Consider the following 24,329-nt stretch of genomic DNA (forward strand, 5'->3'; position numbering starts at 1 on the left):
AATATTCTTTTGGTAATTGGGGGGCATGGCGTAGTTACTATGTTTTCTGGAAGACTTCCTTGTATATTTCTGTCTGTTCCCGATTACGTCGTACAAGATGGTTGATCGTGTCTTTGGAAAGGGAATCCAAAAGATGTTTGTGCGCCAAGCCGTCGAACGGTTCTTCAAAAGGACGGAGATAAGACAGCTTTTCTTTTCGCATGGAGATTTCGATGAACTTTTTATCCATATCGACTGAAAAGCCAATGGTGATTTCTCCCATTTCATTTTTTACGATATATACCCAACAGATTTTTTTCATATTTTTTGCGTGTTAATTTTATTGCAAAAATAGGAAGCGGGGGCAAATAAGGCGTTTCATGGTTGTAAAAAGTTGTGCCAGATTTGTAATTCATGAAGAAAAGAAAGGTCAGAAATGCTTGAAACGTAAGAAATAAAGGTGTTTTTAATGGCAAGGGGCAAGCAGCAATGGCACAGGTGGGTGATGGCGGTGGACGAGTGCTGTTCTGAGGGTATGCCAAACCGCCTCCCATCATCTGCTTTATGGAAAAAATAGGCGAGGCGGCTACGGCATATCACCGGGGGCTTCCTTTTGACTCTTCTTTTTCTCTTTGGAGATTGATCTGTATTCCGACGGAGACATTCCGTAGAAAGCCCGGAAACAGCGGTTGAACGTGGAGCGAGAATTGAAGCCCGACATATATTCCACTTCGTTGATATTCAAATCGGGATTTTTGGTGAGCAGCGAAGCCGCGTGCCGCAGTCTGTAGCTGTTGATAAACTCGCTGACGGTGGCTCCGTCGGCATACTTGTGCACGGCATTGGCGATATAGACGGCATTGGTTCCGATCTGTTTTGTGAGGACATCACGGTTTAATTCCACGTCTTTATAGACTTCCTCGTTCTGCATCAGCTCACACAGTCGGCGGTAGATTTGCCCCTCCTGATCGAGTTCTTCTTCGGGAATGCGCTTTGCTGCGGTTTCCATGTCGTCTTCCGCCTTTCGGGATAGCAGGATGGCGTCATACAAAGCCCTGTTCTTGCGACGCAAGCGGCGGGTATATATAATATATAGGATGAAGGCGATAAGCAACAACGCCCCGATTACTGATGAGAGGTAGAAACGCGTAGTGACGATTTCATTGCGCAGGGTGAGTTTGTCCACCTCGAAGATGGTGCGCAATTCGTCGAGCTGATTGGCCAGCTCGGTATTGCGTAGTTTGTCTTTATGCGGGATGACGGCTCTGTACATCTCGGCCGCTTCTTTGTATCGCCCTGCCTCCGTATATAAATCGGCCTGATGCATCTGCACGGTGAGCAGACTGACGGAGTCGCCGGCGGCGGTCATGAGGGCTATGTTCTCGTTGTTGCAGGCAATGGCCCGTTCATACTGTTTTGTGGCTGCATAGTAGCGGGCTTTCACTTGAAGGAGCTTGAACTGGGCGACGGCTTTGCGTCCTTCGGCATATTTTTCAGCCTGCTGCAACAATTTCTCTGCCCGGTCGTAATGACCTGTTCCCAATTCTGCAATGGTGGCTGCCAGCGTGCAGTAGAGATAGCGCCCGTTGAGCGACGGCGTGTAACCTTTTTGCAGGGCTTCCTTTTTGTATTTGTCGATAACCGCTTTCCATTCCGCGCTTTTCACGCGTAGCTTTTCATATTTCTGCAGCCCGTCGAGCGTTTCGCCCAACACATTGTAGGCGGAGAGCAATTGGGATATTTCCTCTTCTTTGGAGAGGGCGGCAATGCTTTCCTCTATCGTCTTTTCGGCTTCCTTGAAGCGCCCCATCGTCTGGTAGATACAAGCCATGCCGTATGTGGAAACCCCTAATCCGAAGTTGTTCTTCGCACGTTGGGCAACGGCATACATTTTCTGTGCTTCGAGCAACGCCGTCTGCAATTTGCCTTCATATATATAACTCTCGATCAGCACGTTCCACGCATTGTAGTAATAATCCCACGTCCCATTCTTTTTCATGGTGCTGAGATATTCGGGCAGATAGTAGTTGATGCTGTCGGTCATCTCGTAGTTATAATAGCAATACAACTGTCTGACGCGCGCCTGGGCTTCCGCCTCCTTGTCTTTTTGCCGTAGGGCTTCCGCAAGAAATTCACGGATGCAGCGCAATTCATAGCCCATATTATCTTCAGCGGCTGCCAACCGGCAAATATCTCTGTATGCCTGCAAGAGTTTCTCTCCCTTGAGATGCTTCATCTCTTTCCAGATGGAATCCGCCGGAGTGACCGCCCACATCGTTCCTGTGGAGAGCGTAATGACAAATAGCAATGTAATCAGATTCTTCATTTTCAACAGATATTCAGATTTTATCCAGGTTGGGCAATGGCACCGCCATCGGCTTTGGCGTCTTTCCGCCCTCCTCCATTCTTTTCCGCTGTCGTGTGTGTCCCATTCCCGTCTGCTGAATTTCGCATGCCGGATGGCTCTCTTCCACCCTATTCCATGAGAAGCATTTGTGCATAAATAGTAAAATTTTAATGCAAAAATAACAAAAAGCGGGTTGTGCGCTTGGGATTTTTTTAATAGAAAGACCACTATCAAGATGTTATCACACCCTAAAAACCTTAATTTCCCCTTAAAAATACTTAACAAAAAAATTGAGGAAAAGAAAATAAAAACGTATCTTTGCAGCGGTTATAAAAAAGTAAAAAACGACAACCATGTTCACTCGTTCTCTCACCGAAAGGGTTTTGGTCTTCCTGCACTCGCGCGGCGGAAACGCCATTGAGCGCCACCGCATCATCGTGTATTTGCTGCACTCCGTACTCGTTGTTACCGTCATCTCGTTGCAGTTCATGGGCCTGGGCGGTTCGCAGGAAGCGGTACCACAGATGATGAGCGGCGTCCATCTGGCGACGTGCCTCCTTTCGCTGTCGCTCTATCTCACGCGGCGGCTGTCGCTTTCCAAGGCTTTCTCGCTCGTGGCGCTCGTGGCGCAGTGCACCATCGCCGTGCGCTTCTTTTATTTCGCCGCCGTGCGCCCCGACCATTTTCTGCAGCTCATCCTGATCAATCAGATCACATCGCTGCTGGCGATCTTCTTTCTTGTGATGAGCTTTGTGCGGTTCACCCCCTTCATCGTCTCCGTCATCAGCCTGACGAGCTACGGTTGTCTGGCCTATTATCTTCAGGAGCCCGCGCTTTGGCAGCTGTTCGGTTTCTTCCTCTTCGTGCAGTTTTTCCTCTGTGTGCTGGGCGAACTGCTGCAGCACAACGTGATGAGCGTGTCGAGGGAGAATGTCAGCCTGCAATATCGTGAGACGGCCCTGATGCACGCCGTGAGGCTGAACAAGCGGGAGATAGAGGCCTATCTGCGCATGAGCAGCCACGACCACCCGTCGCCCGAGGACACCGACCGCCTGTTTTCCATGCTCAAGCCGAAATCGCAGCGCAACCTCGTCAACGCCGTGCGCCTGCATCTGAAAAACCACTTGATGGACGACTGCGACCTAGCCCAGCGCTTCCCCAGTCTCACGAAGTCGGAAACGGACGTGTGCCGCCTCATCCTCGCGGGGAAGAAGCGGAGCGAAATCGGCCTGCTGCTCGAAAAAACGGAGAACAACGTGGACGTGACGCGTAACCACATCCGCAAAAAGCTCGACGTGCCCACTGATCAAGACTTGCGGAAATTTCTCATAAATTTATTGATAGAAAAAAGATATTTAGACAAGGGGGAAAGGAAAAGATAAGTTCCTCCACCAAAAAGTACATATAAAACATGAAATTTGGAAAAATGAAGCGATAGCGTTATCAATCAATGACTTAAAAGGGCTTTTGGAAGTAGTGTGATGCCAACGGTGTATGGTATTTATGCCAATCTGTGCCAGAGTTCCGTCTCCTATTCGTAACCCCTGCGGGGTAATAACTGAGAAGCGGAATATTAAGGAAATCCGCACATAAACAGGGCGTTAGGATAAAAATTCCCCTCCGTCGGTTTCTTATTCCGCGTTCCCCTCGATTTGCTTAGTGGAAAACCGCTCCACAGTAAATAATTTTGCAAACGAAAGGAACAAAAGCAATGAGAAGTACATTTTCAGTCATCTTCTATTTGAAGAAAGACAAGGTCAAGAAAGACGGCACTTCGCCTATCATGGGGCGCATCACCGTGGACGGCACGCAGGCACAGTTCAGCTGTAAGCTCTCCATTGATTCAGACCTCTGGGGCATCAAGGGTGGTCGTGCGGTTGGTAAGAGTGTAACGGCACGGGAGACCAACCGGTTGCTCGACAAGCTCCGCGCAGCCGTTACGAGGCATTATCAGGAAATCATGGAGCGCGACAGCTTTGTTACAGCCGAGAAAGTAAGGAACGCATTTCTTGGTTTGGAATACCGCCGACAGACACTCATAAAGGCTTATGATCTCTTTTTGGAAGACTATACCAAGAAAGTAGACTGCGGCCTGAAAGCAAAGAGCACATTGCAAAAGTACAGTGCCGTGTATGGTCATCTGAAAGATTTTCTGCAATCACGCTATCATGTAAGCGACATCGCCCTGAAAGAAATTCTACCCACGTTCATTACAGATTTTGAGGCGTATCTGCGCACGGACTGCCTGCTAAGCCCCAATACCGTATGGCTCTATACCTTTCCCATCCGTATGCTGCTGCACAAGGTGGTGGAGAACGGCTGGCTGATGCGCTACCCATTCCCTAACTGCGGTGTAGCGAAAGAAGAAACAGAAAAGGGCTTCCTCACCAAGGAGGAACTCGGGCTGCTTATCAATGCCCCGAAGATGAACTTCAAACGGACGCTCATCCACGATTTGTTCCTTTTCTGCACCTTTACGGGACTGGCCTATATCGACCTGAAGAACCTCCGGGATGAAAACATCGTGTCCAACCCGCTCGACGACAGCATGTGGATACACACCTACCGGCAGAAGACCGGCGTGGAAACGAATGTCCGTCTGCTTGACATTCCCCTTCAAATCATGAAGAAATACAAAGGTCTGTGCGACGACGGACGCGTCTTTCCCGTACCGGCTTATACATCCTGCAAAAGAATTCTGCATACCGTCATAAGGATATGCGGCATCAGTAAAAACGTGACATGGCACATGGCACGGCATACGATGGCAACGGTGGTTTGTCTGTCCAACGGCATGCCTATCGAATCTGTCAGCAGCGTACTGGGGCACAAGTGCATCACCAGCACACAGATATACGCCAAGATCACCAACGAGAAGCTGAACAAGGAAATGAATGTGTTGTCGGGGACAGAGTTCCCCATATCCGGTGCAACCAAGCGGCTAAAAGGAAGACGATCATTGCCCCGGTGTTCAACCTCATTATCACTCAAACCATACCAATCCATGGTACATTTATCTCTTGCAGCCCATCCTTTCATAGTTATTGTGTTGCTTTTTCCGTTTAATGTGGCAAGGAACTAATGGTGTAGAAGCAATAATGAGTCTTCCGGTACACTCACCCAATACATATGTCTGAAAAAATAGTAGCAGCTACAGTGCAATTTGTGTCTGCTGCTCCAAAGTGATTATAGGAAGCTGTATGCGGAAACTCCTTACGCATAGTTGACATATACATCCCAGACAAAGGGCTTGAAGTCTCGAAAACCATGTATGTGAAAAAGTACGAAAATGATCATTATCTCTCTGTTTGACATGCGGAATAAATGATTACAATACCGTTTACCCAGTACTTGAAGTATATGTTTTTTTTAACTCTGAGCAAGATATTTACAGAAGTTATCGAATACACAGAATATTTCTATTAAAAATTGTATCAGCCATAGAAGTAGATATTTATTTATAATTGATTGAACTTCAAAAATATTTCACTCCTACAACTTTTAAACATACTGCCTTATATCGAAACTCACGAACAACTAAGGTGTAAAACTATAATTTTCAAAAGCATACGCTTTAGGATATTTATCCATGCGTATGCCTTAAAATACTCTACTTTCCAAACAATGCCTTACGCATAAATCTTGATGTTTCCACGGCATCGTCTTTGCTTATCAAGCTCTGTATTTCAGCAAAATTGCTTTCAACAATCTCTTCAAACCTGCGTACCCACAGCACACTTTCACCGATAGCATCGGTAGCATGCTCACGATAAGGATACTGATCCATTGACAACCAACCCTGATAACCCGTCTTTTTCAGTTGAAACAACAGGTCGACATAAATCGTGCTGTGCACCGAAGCCACTATCATATCATCGTCCCAGCTGCCATGGTTATCGTTGAAATGCATGTGGAAAAGTTTATTGCCCGCGCGCTTTGCCAGCACAACAGCCTCAGCAGCATTCTCTCCGGCATAGAAACTGTGACCGGTATCGATGCAGATACCCACATTGTCACATCCTGTTTCATTGGCAGCAAGAATGGTATCAGCCATTCGTGCATGGAAAGAGAAGTTACGAGGCTCTTTGGGTTTATACTCCAAAGCGAACTTCAAGGTCGGAAATTCTCTTGCCAATGCTGCTGTACCTTCGCAAAGCCAATCGCGTTTCTGGTCGTAATCCGTGGCAAGCAGATAGTCGTACCCATCTTGCGCCATCCACATGTTCACCAACTTACAATCCATTTCGAGTGCGATTTCAGCAATTTTGCGCAGATAGTCGAGTGCTTTACGGCGAATGGCAGCGTCGTTGTTCGTAATGGTTCCCTTGCCATAAGTCTTGTCTGTAAACACATCGGGAATAATGGAAACGCAGGTCTTCCCATAGTCCTGCATGCGACGCTTCATGTCTTTCACATTATCGGGTCGAATATCCCACGTCCCCACTAATTCCATACCTTCCACATAAGGAATTTTCACTGCCTCGGCAAGCATGTCTTCTGTGCTTGGATTGTCTTTGTATCCTTTGCAGAAACGATCACAAGTGTTGCCTAAATTACCTAAGATTACAGAATACTTGTACATAAATATGATTTTTAAGTTTAACAATATGTTGATTTATCGATAAATTTCCGGAATATCCATAAGCGTTTGCTCAAACATTTTACGACCTCCTCTTTCGTTGGGATGATGATAAATCTGCCAACCATAACTACCCGTATAGTCTTCCCAAAACATCAAGGATTTGTCTACTTCTTTCCCGTCACCCTCCAACGAGGTCGCAATATCGAAGCGACAGCCGCTAATCCTCTGCTTTTTGCGCACTTTAGCTATAATCTCGTTATTACTAATCTGCGTGCCACTCTCGTTACAAGGGATGTTGTTGAGAATGGGAATAGCACCCTGACTTCGGATATAATCGACCAAAGCCGTTAGGTTTTCTTCCGTATTTCCTCCGTTGGTTCCTATGGTTACCACCACATATTTGGCTTTAATATGGGGAAGCTCATTCTTTATATATTCGGATAACATTGATATGTTACCACCACCGCGCCCACTCGACATCGCATCTCCATTTAGTTTATCGATAACGAGTTGCGTCCACGCTCCGGGAAAAATGTTTGTAGGGAAATAACCTTCGGGCTGTGTGATAGAATCACCATAGAGCAAAACCTTCACCTTGCTTTTCAGTGCGCAAACGGTTATGCGCTTTACCAGCAGCGATGTACCTTTCACCAAACCAAAACAGTAGTGGTCCCATTGCATGCCGACTGAAAAACCTTTTTGCAAGGCGCCGGCTCCACAACCACCCGTGCCGTCGTTGACAGCATTCAGCTCTGCGGTTTTCTTTGTCCGAAGGCCAGTGATGCGCACCTTTGCCTGTTGATAGATATGATAAATCTCTATCATATACTCTCTATCTCCCTGCAAAAACGGGACAGACATTTCCGTTGTAGGGTTTGTCGCAATAGAAACCCGTTGACGAGGCACATCCACATACACCCCGAAATCACTAAGACTGCTTCTGAATAGAGCCGTGGCATCAGATGAAAACGAGACATGATATCTCACTACGCGCTCCGCCAAAGCATAAAAGACGTTTAGCTTCACGATACTATCCTTCTGTGTAATGAGCAAACCGTTCCTCTGAAACCCTCCTGCATCATGAAGTAACAGCTCGGGGATTGGCTTTCTGTTGTTGAGTTTCCAATCAAACAAGACCGACTCTTTCGCCACATTCTTATGCGTCTCTGCCCGTACAACAGAACATTCTGCGCCCCGCACCAACGGAAGCAACTGAAGACCAAACAGTAAAAGGAAGACTATGCGCCAATAATTCTTTATTTTCATTCTCAGATTATAATTCATTTCGTTCAATATCCGATTTTTCAAGTCACTTAACGAGCTTCATTCCCGGGAAACAAGTGAAGTTTCCTCTCTGCAAAGCGAAATAAGGTGTGAGCCTATAGTCGGCTTCTCCCTCAATGGTAAACTCGCAAGGCTTATCTGTCGGCTTGATTATTTTCAAGAATTCATCCACGGAAAAAGCGAACTTTACAGAAGGTTCATTGGGTGCTTGCAGCACATCCTTCATCATCGGGCCCTGCAATGCCATCAATATCGGACCGTAGAAAAGGGCATAACGTGTCGCATTGTCTATGCGTGTGGCACCGATATATTTCTCACATCGCCATTTCATCGGAAGTTCCCATGTGATTTCATCACCATTCTTCCACGTGCGAGCCAGTTCCACATAGTTCCCCGGCTTACCGGTCTTCACCTTTTTACCATTCACTTTGAGGGCAACATCGCCCTGTACCCATTCGGGAATGCGTATACGAACGTTCATCGACACAGGATTAGCGACTGCCACCTGCAACGCCACAGCTTTGTCATACGGGAACTGCGTCTTCATTGTCAGTTTCACAGGCTGCTCTTTCACTTTGAAGTCAATGTCCGAAGCCGAGAACAGATTGACGAACACACCGTCTTCCGCAAGAGAATAGATGTATTGCGGCAACATTCCATACAGCGCCGTAGCCTGAATTTCGCAACAGGTGTTATATCTCAAGGCAGGATACTTGGCATCGTTTACCTGATTGAAATAACGAATACAACCGTTTTCGCCCTGTGCTGCAAAGACAACATTATACAGAGACTTCTCTATCTCGGAAGCATAACGCTCCTTTGTGGGCCAAAGTTCGAGGAAACGATGATTGAGGTCTATCCAAAAGACGCTTCCGCAAGTTTCATAGATATTATTGGGCAGATTTGTCAGCACGTGCGACTTCGGCTTGCATTCAAAGTGTTCGCAGAGGCTGATACCGCCACCCGGGATCTGAAAATAGCCCGAATAAATCTTCCATGCGCCGAGACAGGCATCCAGATAACGCTTCTCGCCCGTGGCTTTATAGATGTCGAACAAAGCACAGACGCTCGTAAGCAAGTAATTATGGGGTCTGTTGAGCGTGAAACGCCATGCAGCCTCGGGCAGACCTTGTGCCAAATCTGTCAACCACCAATCCATATCGTAGTATTTCATGTTGGTTTGTATGTCCTCAGGTTTGCCCACCGGCGAATGATAAACCATCGGTCCGGCAATGCTACCCTGTATTCCCATGCTGCCCAATAACATCAGCGGAAGATACTCCTTGGCGTTGTTAAACCAATCATAGAAGGGTCTCACCAACCTGTATGCCCGTTCATGTCCGCTCAACCCCGCCGCAAGCAGTCCCTTTGTCAGCATGGCACGGTCGTAGTTCTTCTGTTCATCGCGCATAACTCCGGGCCACGTGTCCGTTGAAATCCTATAATTGAGACTCTGATAAGGCATCAGATATCCGTTGCCATTGGCAAACTGTCGGCGATCAATTTGCTCCAAGATATCGTCTACTGCTTTCTTAAACTCGGGAACGTCGCGAAAACGCAGCGTATGTCCCATGCCTCCGAGCATTCTGCCCTCATTTGATGCCATAAGCATGTCTATCCAAATGCGGTCTTGGTCCTTAGCATCCACCCAATTGGGCTTGTGAAGGCAGTCTGTCAGGTACTGTATATTCCTGTCGAAGACGGTTTTAAAGACACCGTTCTCCAACTTCACATCGCGCTGTGGCGCTGTGGCAGCAAACTTTACGGACTTCCATTGAGCCGGATCAGAAGCTGTCTTTGCATGCTTGCTCATTCTGGCAAGCTCCTCATCTGTCTGTCTGTTCATCTCTACCATCAGGCAAGACGGGTCTTCTATCACGAAGTTCTCAATGGCAACCCGTTTCCCTTTGGAAACGACCACGCCTTTAATCCGATTGAACTTGTCGGCTGCGAGGTGGTCAACGACAAAGAGCAACTGATGCTTTTGCGCTTTGCCTGAACGGCAACTTACCGTTTTATACTTTTTGTCGTTGACATAAAGCTGCATTGTTCCGCCATCGGGACCGGTCTCACCATAGCATTTCACGGTGCTGCCCTTGGCATAAAACTCCCATTCCTCGTCCGATAAACTCGCCTCAGCAACACTCCGGTCATGCTCCAATGATGCCGGCTTGAGGTTGAAACCCGCCGTGTACTGCACGAAAGAGCGGTTCCCGGCATCAATCTTCACGGGGCTTGTCTGCTTTCCTTTGCACAGAATACGGTCAATCTCCACCGCACCCGACTTGGCAACAATGACCAATGTGTGATTTCCCTTCGCCAGATGTTCCGAATCAAACAGCAAATCATGAGCGCCGGACTTGGCACAATCGACTGTTGCCACCAACTTCCCGTCGATATAAACTGCTGCCGTTGCACCGGGGGAAACGGGCTTCGCATACCATTGCACGCCCTCGCAATCGGTCAGGAAACACGTAGCAGTGGCGCCGTCCTGCCGGGCATAGCTGCGCGTATTGCAGAAATAGCCTCCGCTTCGGGGCAACAATCGATTGAATTCCCAATTGCCCGAGTAAGTCAACTCCGTATCGTTGATGACCCGTTCGTTGGCATTCGACCGATAGGCTGTTGCCGGTTGCTCGCTTTTGCCCACTTTCTCCATTTTAATTCCGGCATACGAAACCTCCTTATCCTTGCGATCTGTCTTTATCGTATCGCTGCCGTTTCCGTTCTGCCCATAAGCCGTCACGCCATGCTGCATCAGCAAAGCAAGCATAACGCACAGAAACATTCTCCTTCTTTTCATTCGTTTGATGATTATCATTATTAAAACATTCGGGACAACCGCCCTCTCCTTCCTCACATCTGTATGCGCTCAGCCACACGATATCTACTCCTGTGCTCTGTCAAAGCGCCTCTTCTGTTTATCAGAACCGTAGCCAGTAGTCTATAGGCAAGCATTTTATCAAATTCCATACATGTAGAGAAATTTGTCTCTACACGTAGAGAAATCTTTTTCTACATGTAGAGAAATAAGTCTCACCGTGTAGATAATTTTTAGAGCACCGTATCTTGTTGACTACACTCCCTATATAAGTGAAGTCGGATACGATAGCTGAAGAGTGACCGGTAGCCTCCTGCATCATGGTTATAGGCTTTATGTTCATTCGACATACACTCTGATTTTCGTGCTGAAGCCCTGATAGGTCGCCGTGATGACGCCATTGAGCTGCGTTCCCGATGCCGTGAAGGTGTTGCCTTCGGCTGCACCTAATGTTGCTGGAACCGACAGCTGCACGTTCTTCAAATCATTGTCGACGATGAGTCCGTGCTGATTGATGCCGTAGAAACGAAGAGCGGTTGCCTCACCCTTCTTCACACGGAGGGTGTAAGCGGAAGATGCAATCTTGGCAATTGCATTATCCTCCGGCACATCGGCTATGGCATAAAAGGCATTTGCCACCATTCTGGTGTAGGTTCCGCCGTTGGGACGATTCATCAAGCCCGTTCCTTCAAAGCCCGTATTGTAGGCATACATGGTGCTCGAGCCGCCACCATCGAGATTGAAAGCGGTGGTTGCGCCTGCACGTTTCATCAAGAGTGCCAGCTGCGTGGTGGTGACACCGACCGAGACGTTGCTCCATCGTCCGTCGACAACGCACATATACATGGTATTTCTGTCTGCCGAGAGACCTATGGAGGTTCTGGGATGACGCTCATTCCATACATACGAGGTGGGTTGTCCGTTCTTCAAGATCAGCGGTTTGACCCCAAGTGAGTGAACAGGAGCTGAAAGATTGTAACTTCCGGCAGCAATAGTGAGATTGAACGTGCCTTTATCGCCAACATGCAAGGCGTTGAGCACGGCTTGTTTGGTGCCATTGGCTGACAGTACGGCGCAACCTTCGGGAATGGCGGTGCTACCTTTGGCGGCAGCCACCGCTGTTACCTCGAACTCTACGTTGGAATTAAGCGCCCATTCGCCTCCGTTAGTAGGTTTGATAACCACTTCCGTACCGGCATTGTCGGTGCCGGTTGCCTCTCCGTAATAACGATTGTAGAGCACTATTTGATTACTGCCCCGGGCGTTGTTGATGTTGTCAAGCTGCGTAGCGGTGCCGTTGAGCGTGATTTGAGGCTTGGAATAAGAGAGTTCGTCGATGAAAACGGCTCCGTCTTTCTGCACGATAACGTTACCGACGCCTGTTTCTGTGGGCAATGCCACAACATTTCCGTTCATAATCATTCCGTCCAGCATGCGGTTATCGCCTCCCAAGTTGAAGAAGTCACCATTGACTCCGGCAAAGTAACGACCGTGTCCCTGCTCGGTTTTGCGCGGTCCCATGTGGACAACCCGCTCAACTTTACCCAATTGGTCGTTGGCAAGGACGGGACTGAACTTGAGGTTGGGGGTTCGCACGTCCATTGTCAGGAAATGAATCTTTAAGGGATGTGCCTCATTCACCATTTGCAACTCCGTGTAATAGGTTCCCGGACCTACCTGATAATGCGCAATTGTGTCGACAGTGTACTTGAGGTCTTCGAGTGTGAACACCGCATTGCGGAATTGCATCTCGTAGGATTTCTCGCGATACTGGGTGGGCGAATACACCCGAACAGCCACCTTCCCTACCAAGGCATCACTGTCGTTCGCAATTTCAGGAAGTATCACTCTGATAGCATCTTCGCTTTTCGACAAGATAGTGCCTTCGGTCTTGTTGAACAACACCTTAACAGCATCGTCGAAGCCAATGCCTTCGATGGTCACCGTGTCTTTTGCCATGAGCTGCTTGGGCACAACGGCATGAATGGTGAACTTCTTTTCGTTGTTGACGAGGCCCGTCCAATCCGTGCACCCACAGGCACAGAAAACGACGATAGACGTGAATAGCGTCTGTGCTCCTCGCAGAATGACTGTATAATGAGCTTTATTATCTTTATTCATAATAGCTGTTATTTCAAGTTCTTAGCTTTATCTGTTTTGTAACTGTTCGTATCTTCCGGATTTACTGTGTGGCAAGTGTAAAGCCACGAATGGTCATGTAAGACCATGGTGTTCCGTTTACGCCATACATGTTGTACAGGTTGAAGACCGTACCAAAGGTCACTTTCGATGCTTTCTTGACTGCGAACCGAATAGAACGTGTCGTACCGATATGGTCAGAGAGTTTATCGCTGCCCAAAGTTTCTGGTGTCGTCTCCACCACATTATAGTCGGGTAAGGTTGTACCCTCGGCAACAACGCCATACATATCGGCACAATTAGCGCTGCTCACGCTCCCTACTTCGACGTTCAGAAGATACAAACCGGGCAGAAGATCGAGGGTCTGATACATCTTTCCGTTGTTGATAGGGGCAATGCCCCATACCGGAGCGCACCATGGACTGAACAGATTTTCGGTATTATCGAAGCTGATCCTTACATTGTCACTGTGTGTCCAGTCGGTTACCTTTTGCATTCTGCCCGCCCCGGCACCCGGGAACAAGTCGGAACCATCGCCTTTGTAAGGTGCACGGGCATTCTTCAACGCAGGCATATCGCCGCCATTGACTCCGCTGACATTCAAATCGTTAAACAAATCAATCTCTGCAATCTGTGCCGAAGTGGCTCCGGTGCCATAGCTGTTGAGTATCGTTATTTTATAATAACGGGCTGTTACAGGTTTGTCAAAGCGAATGGTCTGCTTGTAGCTGTAGCCTCTTAATCGCCCTTCTTTAACCGTTTCCCAATTGGTATTGTCGTTGCTTACTTCAAAACGGAAGTCTTTTCCGAAACTGAGATCTTTGGGGGCCAGTGATTGTACAATATTAAAACCGCTGAAGATTTTCTCCAATTGCATGTCAACTGCAATCCAATGGGGTGTTGTTGTCGTCTCTGACTGCCAATCGGTATTCACTTTATCGTCGAAAAGTTTTGCACCTTCCTTGTTGGTCACCTCGCCCGACATGCCGGCTATGGTCCAATCTTCTTTTGCAAAGATTTTCATTGAAGCCTCTTTTGCATCAACCTTGGGTGTTTCAAACTCGTCTATACATGTAGAGGTAGGTTTGTAGACCGTGCAGAAATAGTAAGGCTTGGTCAAATCGATATCATTCACCGTTACTGTTTTCAGGCTTTGGTCTATAAAGACGCTGTCGTTTTTGCCTGAAGTATTAACAAAAAGCACCCTTACGCCCAATTCGTCTTCTCGCTTTTTCTCGTCAAAATCAATCCTAATGGACGAAGACGATACGCGCTTGAGCGTCAACAGGGTTCTATTCTCCAGCATGGAATAATAGGTATTCCCGTAAACGGTGACCTTCACGCCTTTGGGATCGGAGTTGTTTCCTGCCGAGTTGTAGGTAACGACACGAATAATTTGTTCGCCTTCGGGCAATTGTGTCACTACGATCCGCTGGCGCTCTGCCGACTTATCAATCGTAAAATCCTGAAACTTGCCGGATCCGTAGAAGATTCTCCCCGAGACAGCATCTCCGGGCGTGGCAAACTCCAAGAGCGCACGATTGTTTCCGGAGAATGCACTCAGCGAGTTGACCGCAGACGGAGCACCATTTTGATCATCCTTACAACTGAATGTCGTAACAACAAGAATGGTTGATAAGACAAAATATATTATACGTTTCATATCTTGATAGAATTAGTTCTTTTTTCCTATACGATTCACATTTATTGCCATGCCTCAGGCTGTTTCATAGATTCCATCTTCTTGGCATCTTCCAAGGGAATTGGCAATACCAAATACTTATCAGTGTTTGATTGATAATCACGGATTTTCTTCCTTTGATAATGGAATTTATTATCTTCATCTTTCGTGATTTTCATACCTGTGACGAAGTTATTGGTCTTATCCAATATCTTCCAGCGGCGTTGGTCGTGGAAACGCCAGCCTTCCATACAGAACTCAACGCGTCGTTCATTACGAATACGCTTCATGATGAAATCATAGTTCTTTTGGAATCCTTCCACCTCTTGAAGTTTTGGCTGCAATGCACGTTCGCGAATAACATTGAGTGCAGACAATGCACCATCCAAATCTCCCAGTTCGCAAAGTGCTTCAGCTTTGTTAAGGTAAAACTCTGCCAAGCGGAAGAATACCCAATGCGTAGGCTCATTCCCTCGACTTCCACCCGGGCCAAAGTACTTTATCTGCGTATCTTTGCTGTTATAATAACCTGTGCAGGAGTTTGTAGCCGCGTCTGTAATCAACTCATTGAACCCGTTTTTCCCTCCGACGTAGGTTTCTACAATAAAAGGTTCAGTACAGTTATAAGGAATTCCATAGTTTGCCATATTATAAAGAATGTCAACATAGAATCGAGCATCTCTATTGGAATACGGATCTCCACCGGGAGCCTCACTGTATCCGAGAGCTGCAGCACCCGGGGTTACTGTGACATTCGTCCGCGAATCATCATTGTATGTTACAGGCAGCGAACCGTTCTTCATCTCGAAACAATCAACAAGCTCCTGTGTAGGACTGTCTCCACATCTCCACAGGTGATTCAATTTAATTCTATTGTCAGAACAAGTGTAAGTGCCGACATCCACACCATTGGTGTCATTGATATGCGAATTGTCTAACCACGATCTCCAGATTATTTCAGAGACTGGAGTTGTAAATGCTCCGACAAACAGCTTCTTATACTCACTCATCGGAACAAGTCTGTAGTCGGGCAAATTCAATACATCTTGCGCTGCATCTGCAGCCCGTTTCCACTTCTCGTTATCATGCGTGGGGTTGTTCAATAAACTCGCATTGTTGAGAAGAACTCTGGCTCGAATAGCGTAGGCTACTCCATTGTCCACATGCCGCGCCTCACTCGGCGTTTGTCTGTTGGGGAGTATTCCGGAACGAACAACGTCCATGATCTCATCAGATATTTTCGTAGCAACTTCATCGTATGTGGGACGCTTCAATTCATTCCAGCCATTGAAGTCATCTTGCAAAGGCTCATCAATCCAAGGCATCGGACCATAGAACTCTAACAAATTCATATAATACCAGCAACGCAGCACGCGGGCTTCAGCTACCCATGTATCCCTTTCCTTCTCTGTTATTGCTGTCGACATCGGTAAATACTTTATGGCATTATTAGCCAATCTGATACCACGCCAAAAATCAGCCCACAACTGGTCACGCGGGGAATTTGTCTGCCAATCGATAACCGGATTGCTTAACGACAACGCGCCATTATGCCACTCATATGCGTTATATGTACCCGCCCAATAGGTGTTGTCCGTCAATGATTCTATGGTATTATGTATAAAACAAATATAATCTCGACCAAGATAGATTTCGCCATAAGCCACATCAAGCAATCCTCTGCTGCGACTATAGTTACTCAATACTTTGTCTAATGTAATTTGTCCATCCGGAGTCTTTTCCAAAACTCCCTCACAACTACACAAAACAATTAGTAATGTAAGTAAATAAAATGATATTTTTTTCATGACCTTTGTTTTTGAAATACGTTAAAAAGATATATTAAATCCGACATTATAAGTTTTGAAAACCGGATAAAGAAGTTCATTACTCTGCTCAGGATCTTGATACTTCACAGGATAACAATCGAATGTCAACAGATTTAATCCATTCATATATAAGCGTATGGAGGAAGCACGAATGCTCTTCGCTATTTTTTTAGGAAGCGTGTAGCCGATCTCCATATTCTTTAATCGTACATAGTTTCCATTGACATACCAAAAACTGGAGGGAAGATGATTGATAGAACTTCCGGGATCTAATCGAGGATAAGTTATTTTTTCTCCGGCATCATAACGCTCTTGGCTCCATGCTTCCTTGTGCCAATTATTGAAATTATAAGTTTCAGTAATATTCTGCCCCGTCATATAATAACTTCTGTTGGCTGCTCCCTGCCACATCATACTGAAATCAAAATTCTTATATTGGATATTTAGACCTGCACCAAACGTCCATTCGGGAATCTCAGGATAACCTATTGGCACCATATCTTTGTCATTTACAATGCCGTCTCCATTTTTATCCTTATATTTTAAGTCTCCCAATTTAGGTTTAGGTCCTAATGCTGTTTGGTCATACCAATCAAGAATTTCTTGCTCCGTATTAAAATAACCGGCGACTTCGTATCCAAAAGGCTCTCCTAAGCGATAGCCTGTCCGCCGTAAACGACTGGCATAGTCTTCAGGAAGCAAGACCTCACTCATATAGATGATTTTATTTCGGTTAAAAGCTGCATTTGCTCTACAGTCTATTCGAAGATCTTTAGCAAGATTCTTTTGGTAAGTTGCAGTGATTTCCATTCCTTTATTGTCTATAACACCTGCATTTATTTTAGGAATAATGCCGGAGGCTGTAACACCACCAGTTCCAAAAACTCCTGTCGGAATCAGACCGGTTGCAGGTATCAGAATATTGTTTCGCCTTTCATAAAACAGATCTATATCTAATCCAAAGTCTTTGAACAAACGAGTTTCAATACCTATATTATACTTATTGGCTTTTTCCCATTCCAAATTTTTATTTCCAATCTGTGATTCGTAGCTTCCACTCCATAAAGTCAAGAAGGCGAAACGTGTACCATTCATGTTATCATTTCCGACCTGCCCGTATGATGCACGTATCTTCATGTAAGACAAATAGTTTCTTAATTTGTCCATAAACGGCTCTTCTGTCAAAACCCAACCTACGGAAAAAGAGGGAAAGAAGCCCATCTTGTGCCCGGGAGCAAATTGCTCTGAGCCATTATATCCGAAATTAACTTCAGCCAAATACTTATGAGCGTAGCCGTAGGTAGCTCTTCCAACCAATCCTATATAATTATAAGGTAGTTGAATATTAATAACACGTTGATACCTATTAAATAATATAAGACCGGTAACATCGTGTTTGCCAAAAGTTCTATTATAATTCAAAGAGGCATCAATATCGAATAAATTACTAAAGCTTTGATACTGTGCATCTGACAAGGTGCTGTTTGTAGAGGAACCTGTCGGCTCATAAGTAGCACTTTCGGGATTCATTGGATCGCCTTGCACCTGATATGACTGATAAGTTCTTTGCCTAACCTGCTGATTACTGGAATAGGAATCATAGGAAGTAACCACCTTGGCAAACAGTCCTTTGGTGATAAAGTCTAACTTCTGCTCTACACCCAAGGTCGCGGTAACCTGATTTGTCTGCGTATTTCTAAATCCGGTTCTGTTCAACATACCGTAAGGAACATTGGCTCTTTGATAACTTGTCATAACTTCTCCATCAGGAGTGAGGTCGTTATGTGAGTTATTAGGAATAGACAACAAATTACTTAACACAATAGAGTAGCCAAGAACATCGTTCAGGTAACTTGCATTATTCGGAACGACAACTGGATCGTTTTTCTTTTGCATGTATCCACTAATATTGAGGAATATCTTTAAGTTCCGATGTAAGTCAATATCAAAATTTGATCTGAAATTCACACGATTAGCTTTTGATGAAGGATCGTAGTCATACTCCTTGAATTTTTCTGTCTTGAATATACCTTCTTGATGAAGATAGCCTACAGTCGCAAAATAACGCATCCTTTCAGTTCCACCACTGACATTCACATTCACTCTCTGCATTGGCGCATATTGCCTTATAAACTCTTTTATGAAGTTTCTCACAGGAAAGAACGTGTGATTATCTCCCAATCGATAACGTTCCAAAGCGTAATCACTGTAGGTCGGGAGTCTGCCATTCTGCCGATCCACCTGATTGGTTAATCTCGCATAATCGTATGCAGAGGTCATCTCGGGCAGACGTGTAGCCTGTTGCCAAGCCTGCTCTATCGTTACATCAATCGCCGGTTTGTCTACTTTACCACGACGTGTCGTAACTATAATAACACCATTTGCACCACGTACACCATATACAGCCGTTGCAGAAGCATCTTTTAGGACAGTTATCGTTTCCACTTCATGCGGATCGAGAGCAGTAAAGCTACGCTCCACACCATCAACAATCGTAAGAGGCTGCTGCCCGTTGATCGTGCTGCGCCCACGAATATAAAAGTCTAAGCTTTCTCCACCGGGAACACCGGAACGCTGTAAAACGGTTAACCCCGGTAGTCGGCCGGCCAAAGCAACGCCAAGATTCGATGCCGGTGTTTGTTTCAGACCAGTGGCAGAGATTGTAGACAGAGCAGCAACAACGCTTTCTTTCTTCTGTTGTCCATACCCCACAACAACCATTTCATTCAATTGAGTGACAGTTTCTTGCAATATCACATTAACTATTGACCGCCCATTAACCCTAACTTCTTGGGTTCGAAAACCGATAAAAGAGAATACAAGGATAGCATTTTTATTGGGGATCTTAATCCGATATTTTCCATCTAAGTCGGTTACAACCCCTTGATTACCTCCTTTTATGTTAACAGTTACTCCGGGTAAAGGCTCATTTTGCTTATCAACAACCGAACCCGAAGCCCAGGATTGTTCAGTTTGTCCCATTACTTGCATATAAGAAAATAGTAATGCGACCATCGTAAATAGTTTGATTAGTTTCGCTTTCATACTTTTATAAAGTTAAACATTTATTTCATTATATAGAGATAGCTCAACCGCCCCATGGGTATTGCACACCCTGTTGTATAGTAGTTCATGATATCAGACGGCTTCGATACCCCCATAGCCACCTTGAAATAGAACATCTTTTCTCTATTAAGCCCTAAAGCAGATTGTGGTAATGAAATCTGAATAACATCTGCCTTTTGAATAAATTTACCCTTCCCCTTTTCACGAGTATTAAAATCCTTAGACAACGTTTCAATAGAAATAGTATTATTGTAGATATTCCTACCTATCACATAGTTATAACTTTCCCACCCTTGAGACTTTGGCGACCCTATTCCGATTAAAATATTCAACCAATTTTTCCGATCATTATATTTACTAAACCGGTCTTTCCCTTTTAATAAAAAGTATATGTAATCTTTATCATAAGACACCTTTACTTCGACAATTTTATTCTCAGGAGCTGCCTCCACATAACGAACTGTAGGAGCACCACCATAAGCATCTCTAGAAACGAATGCAAGATCCGTATTATGTACTTTATACCCAACATTCTTCCAACGTGCATCTATATTACCTTGAGTAATAGTTTGAGGAGCATAGACAACTGGGGTATCCATAATACCTTTATAACGATGAATATTTGCTATGAGCTGAAGATAAAATGCATCCTCGTATCCTCCAACCATAGGCTCTATGTCTCGAGAATATTCTTTAGTGGCTGCATCACATAACATATACTCCCCATCATAAAGCTGCTTGTAGGCAATCCACTCGTTCCAACCACCCACGGAGACAATTTGAGGAGCGCAAGCAATCGCATGGTCCCATTGTGCTTGAAAGAAGCTACCTTTATCTACATTCTCGGTTTCATTCTTTTTTGTTTTAGGATTCCATCCCCTTCCCCAATTAGTCCAGTTCGGACGCGTCAATGAGAATGACATTGGAACCATTGGATGACTGGCTACAGTCACATTCATCACCTTAGAAACAGAATGATAGGGCTGTGGAAACTGCCATTCCACCCATGGGAAACCATCCTGAAAAACTTTATCAGAAGGCCATTGGGGCTTAACAAAATGAAAAAACGACAGAATTTCTGGAGACAGTACACCGGGTTGATATCCCGTATCTTTTCTTGAGGCAGCCTCTTTTAAATCGTCTTCCGGATTTGTATAGGCTATTATCATAGGTTTGCCTTTGACATAATACCATGTAGAAGGATAATGATGTGGAAGATAAATTGTATTATACAGGTCTCTCACCGTTTGAAAAGAATGAGAATGCGTATAGAACACCACTTTGGGAGCATTCCAACCCGCTTTCAACATTTCGTCAAGAACAGCGCAAACTTTCAACACTACATTTGAATAAATCAAAGCGTTTGTTACATCAAAATAAATGAAGTCGATACCGGCAATTGTCAACATCTGCATTTGTTTGCGAATAACCCATTCGTCATCAGAGTTATAATATCCCCATATAGGTTCTCCCCAATAATGCATTTGTCCGTTTGGACTGATAACCGAATTTTCTACCGTCGTTAAAACTTTTAGTCCATCAGGTTTTGCCAATATTTTTGTTGCATCATATATACCGGTTGCAAATGGCTGCCCTATCCAAGGCCAATAGAACAGACCAACCTGTCTGTCTTTTTTGTATCCGGAAATCGTTCCGAAACTTCTGCCAAATTGATCAACGCCCACCACATGAAAGTTATTCTTTCCAACATTACCTGCCGGAAGTCCCTCTTCCATCCCATCTTTTATTGAGATAGAATTATGGTCGCCGTAAGCGTATAAAGATATACTGCAACAAATCAGCAAAAACATTGCCGACGCAATTTGCATAAATTCTTTCTTTTTCATAGTCTACACTTAAAGTGATAACTTCCTGAAGGAACTAACAACACAACATGCTCTCCTTCTTTTTGCAAACATGTTATCTCTTTCACATGGGAAACAGTCCGCGTCCCCTCTGTTATCATCTTTTCATCCTTGGCAGGCAAATATACTTTAGCTTTCGTGTTTTCAGGAATAGTTAGATCCATTATTAACATATTTCCTTCTTTCTGCCACGATGCCTTAATAAGACCTTTCACAGTCTCTAAACTACCCTTTACGAAAGTAAGTTCCTTTGGCATATAAGGTTTGATACAGAACTCCTCAAAGCCTGGGCGTTCAAACATAGGGACGATACCCAATAAATACTTATAAAACCAAGAACCAACAGAGCCCATCATGGGGTGATTGTGAGAATTCATGGCATCACCGGTTAAAAACTCCCAGCGTTCCCATAACGTAGTGGCACCATTTTTCAACATAAAACCCCAACTTGGATAAGTCGTTTGTGATGCAATCTTGTATGCCACATCCACATATCCGTATTCCGTCAACATCTCCAACAAATATTTTGTACAGAGGTTTCCGGTCGTAAGATGATAGCCGTGCTTTTTCACATCTTCCACAAGATTCTCCACAACGTGCTGTATATGGTTTTCATCTACGAGCCCTAAATACAGGGCAAACGAATTGGACGCCTGATTGTTGGAAGCATAACCTCCCACTTCTTCATTCCAATAGTGATGGTTGAAAGCTTGTGCAGTTTCTTTAGCCATACGTGCATACCGAGCCGCATCTTCTTGCTTGTCCAAAACCATTGCCATTTCAGATAGGATTTTAGAACATAAATACAAATATCCGGTAGAGATCATTCTCCCCTGTGTATCTCTCGAAACCCCAGAGCCATTTGGGTCAACAAGGAATGCACGTGGAGGGCACCAATCTCCATAATAACTGTAATCCACAATTCCATCTTTAGTCCGAGAATACAAGTAATCCACCCATGCTTTCATCCCGTCAAAGTGGTCAGCTACAATTTGCTTATCCCCATAAAACTCATAACACTTCTGCGCCAACAGCAGGTAACTTGCCGAAACAGGATCGGCAGGTCGCATACCGAAACGGAAAGGAGCAACACAGGTAATGGTCCCGTTTTTATCTTGAGTATCTTGTATATCATCAATAAACTTGGGGTAGAAACGAGACAGGTTGAAATTATAAATAGCCTGTTCTATCCTGACAGTCAAATCATTCAACCACCCCATACGCTCGTCACGCTGCGGACAATCGGTTGGCACGCTGTGAAGATTGCTCGCTTCCGTATTGACAACCATCTTATGGATATCATTCAACAATGGATTGCTGCACTCAAAGGTACCCGTCTTAGCAACATCGGTACGTACAACTTTCACGGTAAAATCACCCTTTTTCGGTCTTCCCGGCAATCCTTCTATTTGGAAATACCTGAACCCATGATAAGTAAACGCAGGTTCCCAAGTCTCCACACTACCACCTTTTAATATGTAAGTATCGGTCGACTTTGCGTTTCTCAGATTTTCTTGGTTCACAGTACCATCCTTATACAATGTTTCGGCATAACGTATTGATATCTTGTCTCCTGCTTTTCCATTTACTTTCAATGCGACCCACCCCGCAAGATTGCGTCCGGCATCAAACACATATACACCCGGACGTATCTCTTGCTTGAGCATGGGCACAACTTCTTCTACTACTCTTATCGGCTCAATTTTCTGTGCGACCATCTTCCCTGTAGGGTCATCCGTATTATGAGCCCATGCCCATTCGTCGTTCATCAGACCGGAAGGTATGCCCGGAGCATATAATTTCTCCGTGTCCAAGCGAGCATCATAGTTTTCTCCATCAAATACAGTAGAAGAAATTATCGGACCGCCTATTACGGAACGGAAGCGATCCGAATTCAAGATTTCCGTTGTGTTATCCTGATAAGTCACCTCTATCTGCATTCGTAAACGAGAAGTACCAAGCCATCCGGGAGCAACCGGCACTACGATGCTGTTTGCCTTATTATTAAAATAGCGGCTCACATCATAAGTAACATAATAAACCCGCTTGCTGTATGTACTTTGAGCAGGGTCTAAAACATGATTACCAACTTTCTTACGATTGATATAAAGTTCATAAAAACCTAATCCCGATACATAAGCTCGTGCCTGCTTGATAGCCGCTCGAGGAACGAAAGTCCCTTTGAAATAAAGGACTCTACCCGGCATACCTGGCACATAACCTATCCATCCTGATTTCCAATCATCAGAAGATAGTAATCCCATTTCAAAAAAAGCGGGAGCCGACCAATCAGAAACTTCGCGAGCATTTTTCCATACTCGCACTTTCCAATAGTATCGTTGCCGACTTTGCAACACCTTATTATATATAGATATGCCCAAAGATTGCGAAGAAACTGTTTTCCCACTATTCCAAACATCGGCACTGTCTGCACTCAACTTATCCAATGAAGAAGCTACAATTACCTGATAAGCTGCTTGCATAAATCCTATTTCATTCGATTGCACGCGCCAACTCAATCGTGGAGAAACATCTATTCCAATCGGATTAACTTGATATTCGGATTGTAAACCAAGAACACGAAATGTTGGATTTTTTTGCTTCCCCACCACAGGCAAAGAGACAATGCCGACAAATAGTAATATTAAAAAAGTTCTTACTCCTTTTTGTAAACTCATGATGCTCCTTATTTTAGTATTAAACCATCACAAAGATACGAATGTACAATACTTGTTT

General features: G+C 45.0%; 12 protein-coding genes and 1 pseudogene. 2 read left to right on the plus strand and 11 right to left on the minus strand.

The features are described 5' to 3' along the window. Positions 1-37 precede the first annotated feature (37 nt). Positions 38-301, minus strand: coding sequence for a hypothetical protein (locus BN3912_RS10405; protein ID WP_023984079.1), 264 nt, complete (start codon positions 299-301; stop codon positions 38-40). Positions 302-565: 264 nt separating this feature from the next. Then, a complete protein-coding gene (locus tag BN3912_RS10410) occupies positions 566-2,305 on the minus strand; it encodes a helix-turn-helix domain-containing protein (protein ID WP_023984078.1) in 1,740 nt (579 codons plus the stop codon). Positions 2,306-2,679: 374 nt separating this feature from the next. On the opposite strand from BN3912_RS10410, the gene BN3912_RS10415 reads away from it, so the two are divergent. Continuing rightward, positions 2,680-3,708, plus strand: a complete 1,029-nt coding sequence (locus BN3912_RS10415; RefSeq protein WP_023984076.1) for a helix-turn-helix transcriptional regulator — start codon at positions 2,680-2,682, stop codon at positions 3,706-3,708. A gap of 329 nt (positions 3,709-4,037) precedes the next feature. Continuing rightward, a pseudogene (locus tag BN3912_RS10420) lies at positions 4,038-5,231 on the plus strand (site-specific integrase); the annotation flags it as partial. 705 nt (positions 5,232-5,936) lie between these two features. Here the strand turns inward: BN3912_RS10420 and BN3912_RS10425 are convergent. From BN3912_RS10425 to BN3912_RS10465, 9 genes are all read right to left on the minus strand, one after another. Further along, positions 5,937-6,908, minus strand: a complete 972-nt coding sequence (locus tag BN3912_RS10425; RefSeq protein WP_023984074.1) for a sugar phosphate isomerase/epimerase family protein — start codon at positions 6,906-6,908, stop codon at positions 5,937-5,939. A gap of 33 nt (positions 6,909-6,941) precedes the next feature. Further along, positions 6,942-8,174: an SGNH/GDSL hydrolase family protein gene (locus BN3912_RS10430; protein WP_023984073.1), complete on the minus strand. Its 1,233-nt coding sequence runs from the start codon at positions 8,172-8,174 to the stop codon at positions 6,942-6,944. A 43-nt stretch (positions 8,175-8,217) separates the two neighbouring features. Then, positions 8,218-10,995: a beta-L-arabinofuranosidase domain-containing protein gene (locus BN3912_RS10435; protein ID WP_023984072.1), complete on the minus strand. Its 2,778-nt coding sequence runs from the start codon at positions 10,993-10,995 to the stop codon at positions 8,218-8,220. 357 nt (positions 10,996-11,352) lie between these two features. Next, positions 11,353-13,134 (minus strand): phosphodiester glycosidase family protein, encoded by a 1,782-nt coding sequence (locus tag BN3912_RS10440; RefSeq protein ID WP_023984070.1) that lies wholly within the window; start codon positions 13,132-13,134, stop codon positions 11,353-11,355. Between the two features lie 61 nt (positions 13,135-13,195). After that, a complete protein-coding gene (locus tag BN3912_RS10445) occupies positions 13,196-14,815 on the minus strand; it encodes a DUF4998 domain-containing protein (RefSeq protein ID WP_023984069.1) in 1,620 nt (539 codons plus the stop codon). A gap of 41 nt (positions 14,816-14,856) precedes the next feature. Beyond that, on the minus strand, positions 14,857-16,641 hold the full coding sequence (locus tag BN3912_RS10450; RefSeq protein ID WP_023984068.1) for a RagB/SusD family nutrient uptake outer membrane protein: 1,785 nt from the start codon (positions 16,639-16,641) through the stop codon (positions 14,857-14,859). A 21-nt stretch (positions 16,642-16,662) separates the two neighbouring features. Next, positions 16,663-19,707 (minus strand): SusC/RagA family TonB-linked outer membrane protein, encoded by a 3,045-nt coding sequence (locus BN3912_RS10455; protein WP_023984067.1) that lies wholly within the window; start codon positions 19,705-19,707, stop codon positions 16,663-16,665. A 20-nt stretch (positions 19,708-19,727) separates the two neighbouring features. After that, a complete protein-coding gene (locus BN3912_RS10460) occupies positions 19,728-21,575 on the minus strand; it encodes a hypothetical protein (protein WP_023984066.1) in 1,848 nt (615 codons plus the stop codon). Beyond that, positions 21,572-24,271, minus strand: coding sequence for an alpha-L-rhamnosidase (locus tag BN3912_RS10465; protein ID WP_023984065.1), 2,700 nt, complete (start codon positions 24,269-24,271; stop codon positions 21,572-21,574). The genes BN3912_RS10460 and BN3912_RS10465 overlap by 4 nt, the downstream gene beginning before the upstream one ends. Positions 24,272-24,329: the final 58 nt, after the last annotated feature.

Source organism: Prevotella phocaeensis (genome assembly GCF_900065875.1).
Lineage (GTDB): Bacteria > Bacteroidota > Bacteroidia > Bacteroidales > Bacteroidaceae > Prevotella > Prevotella phocaeensis.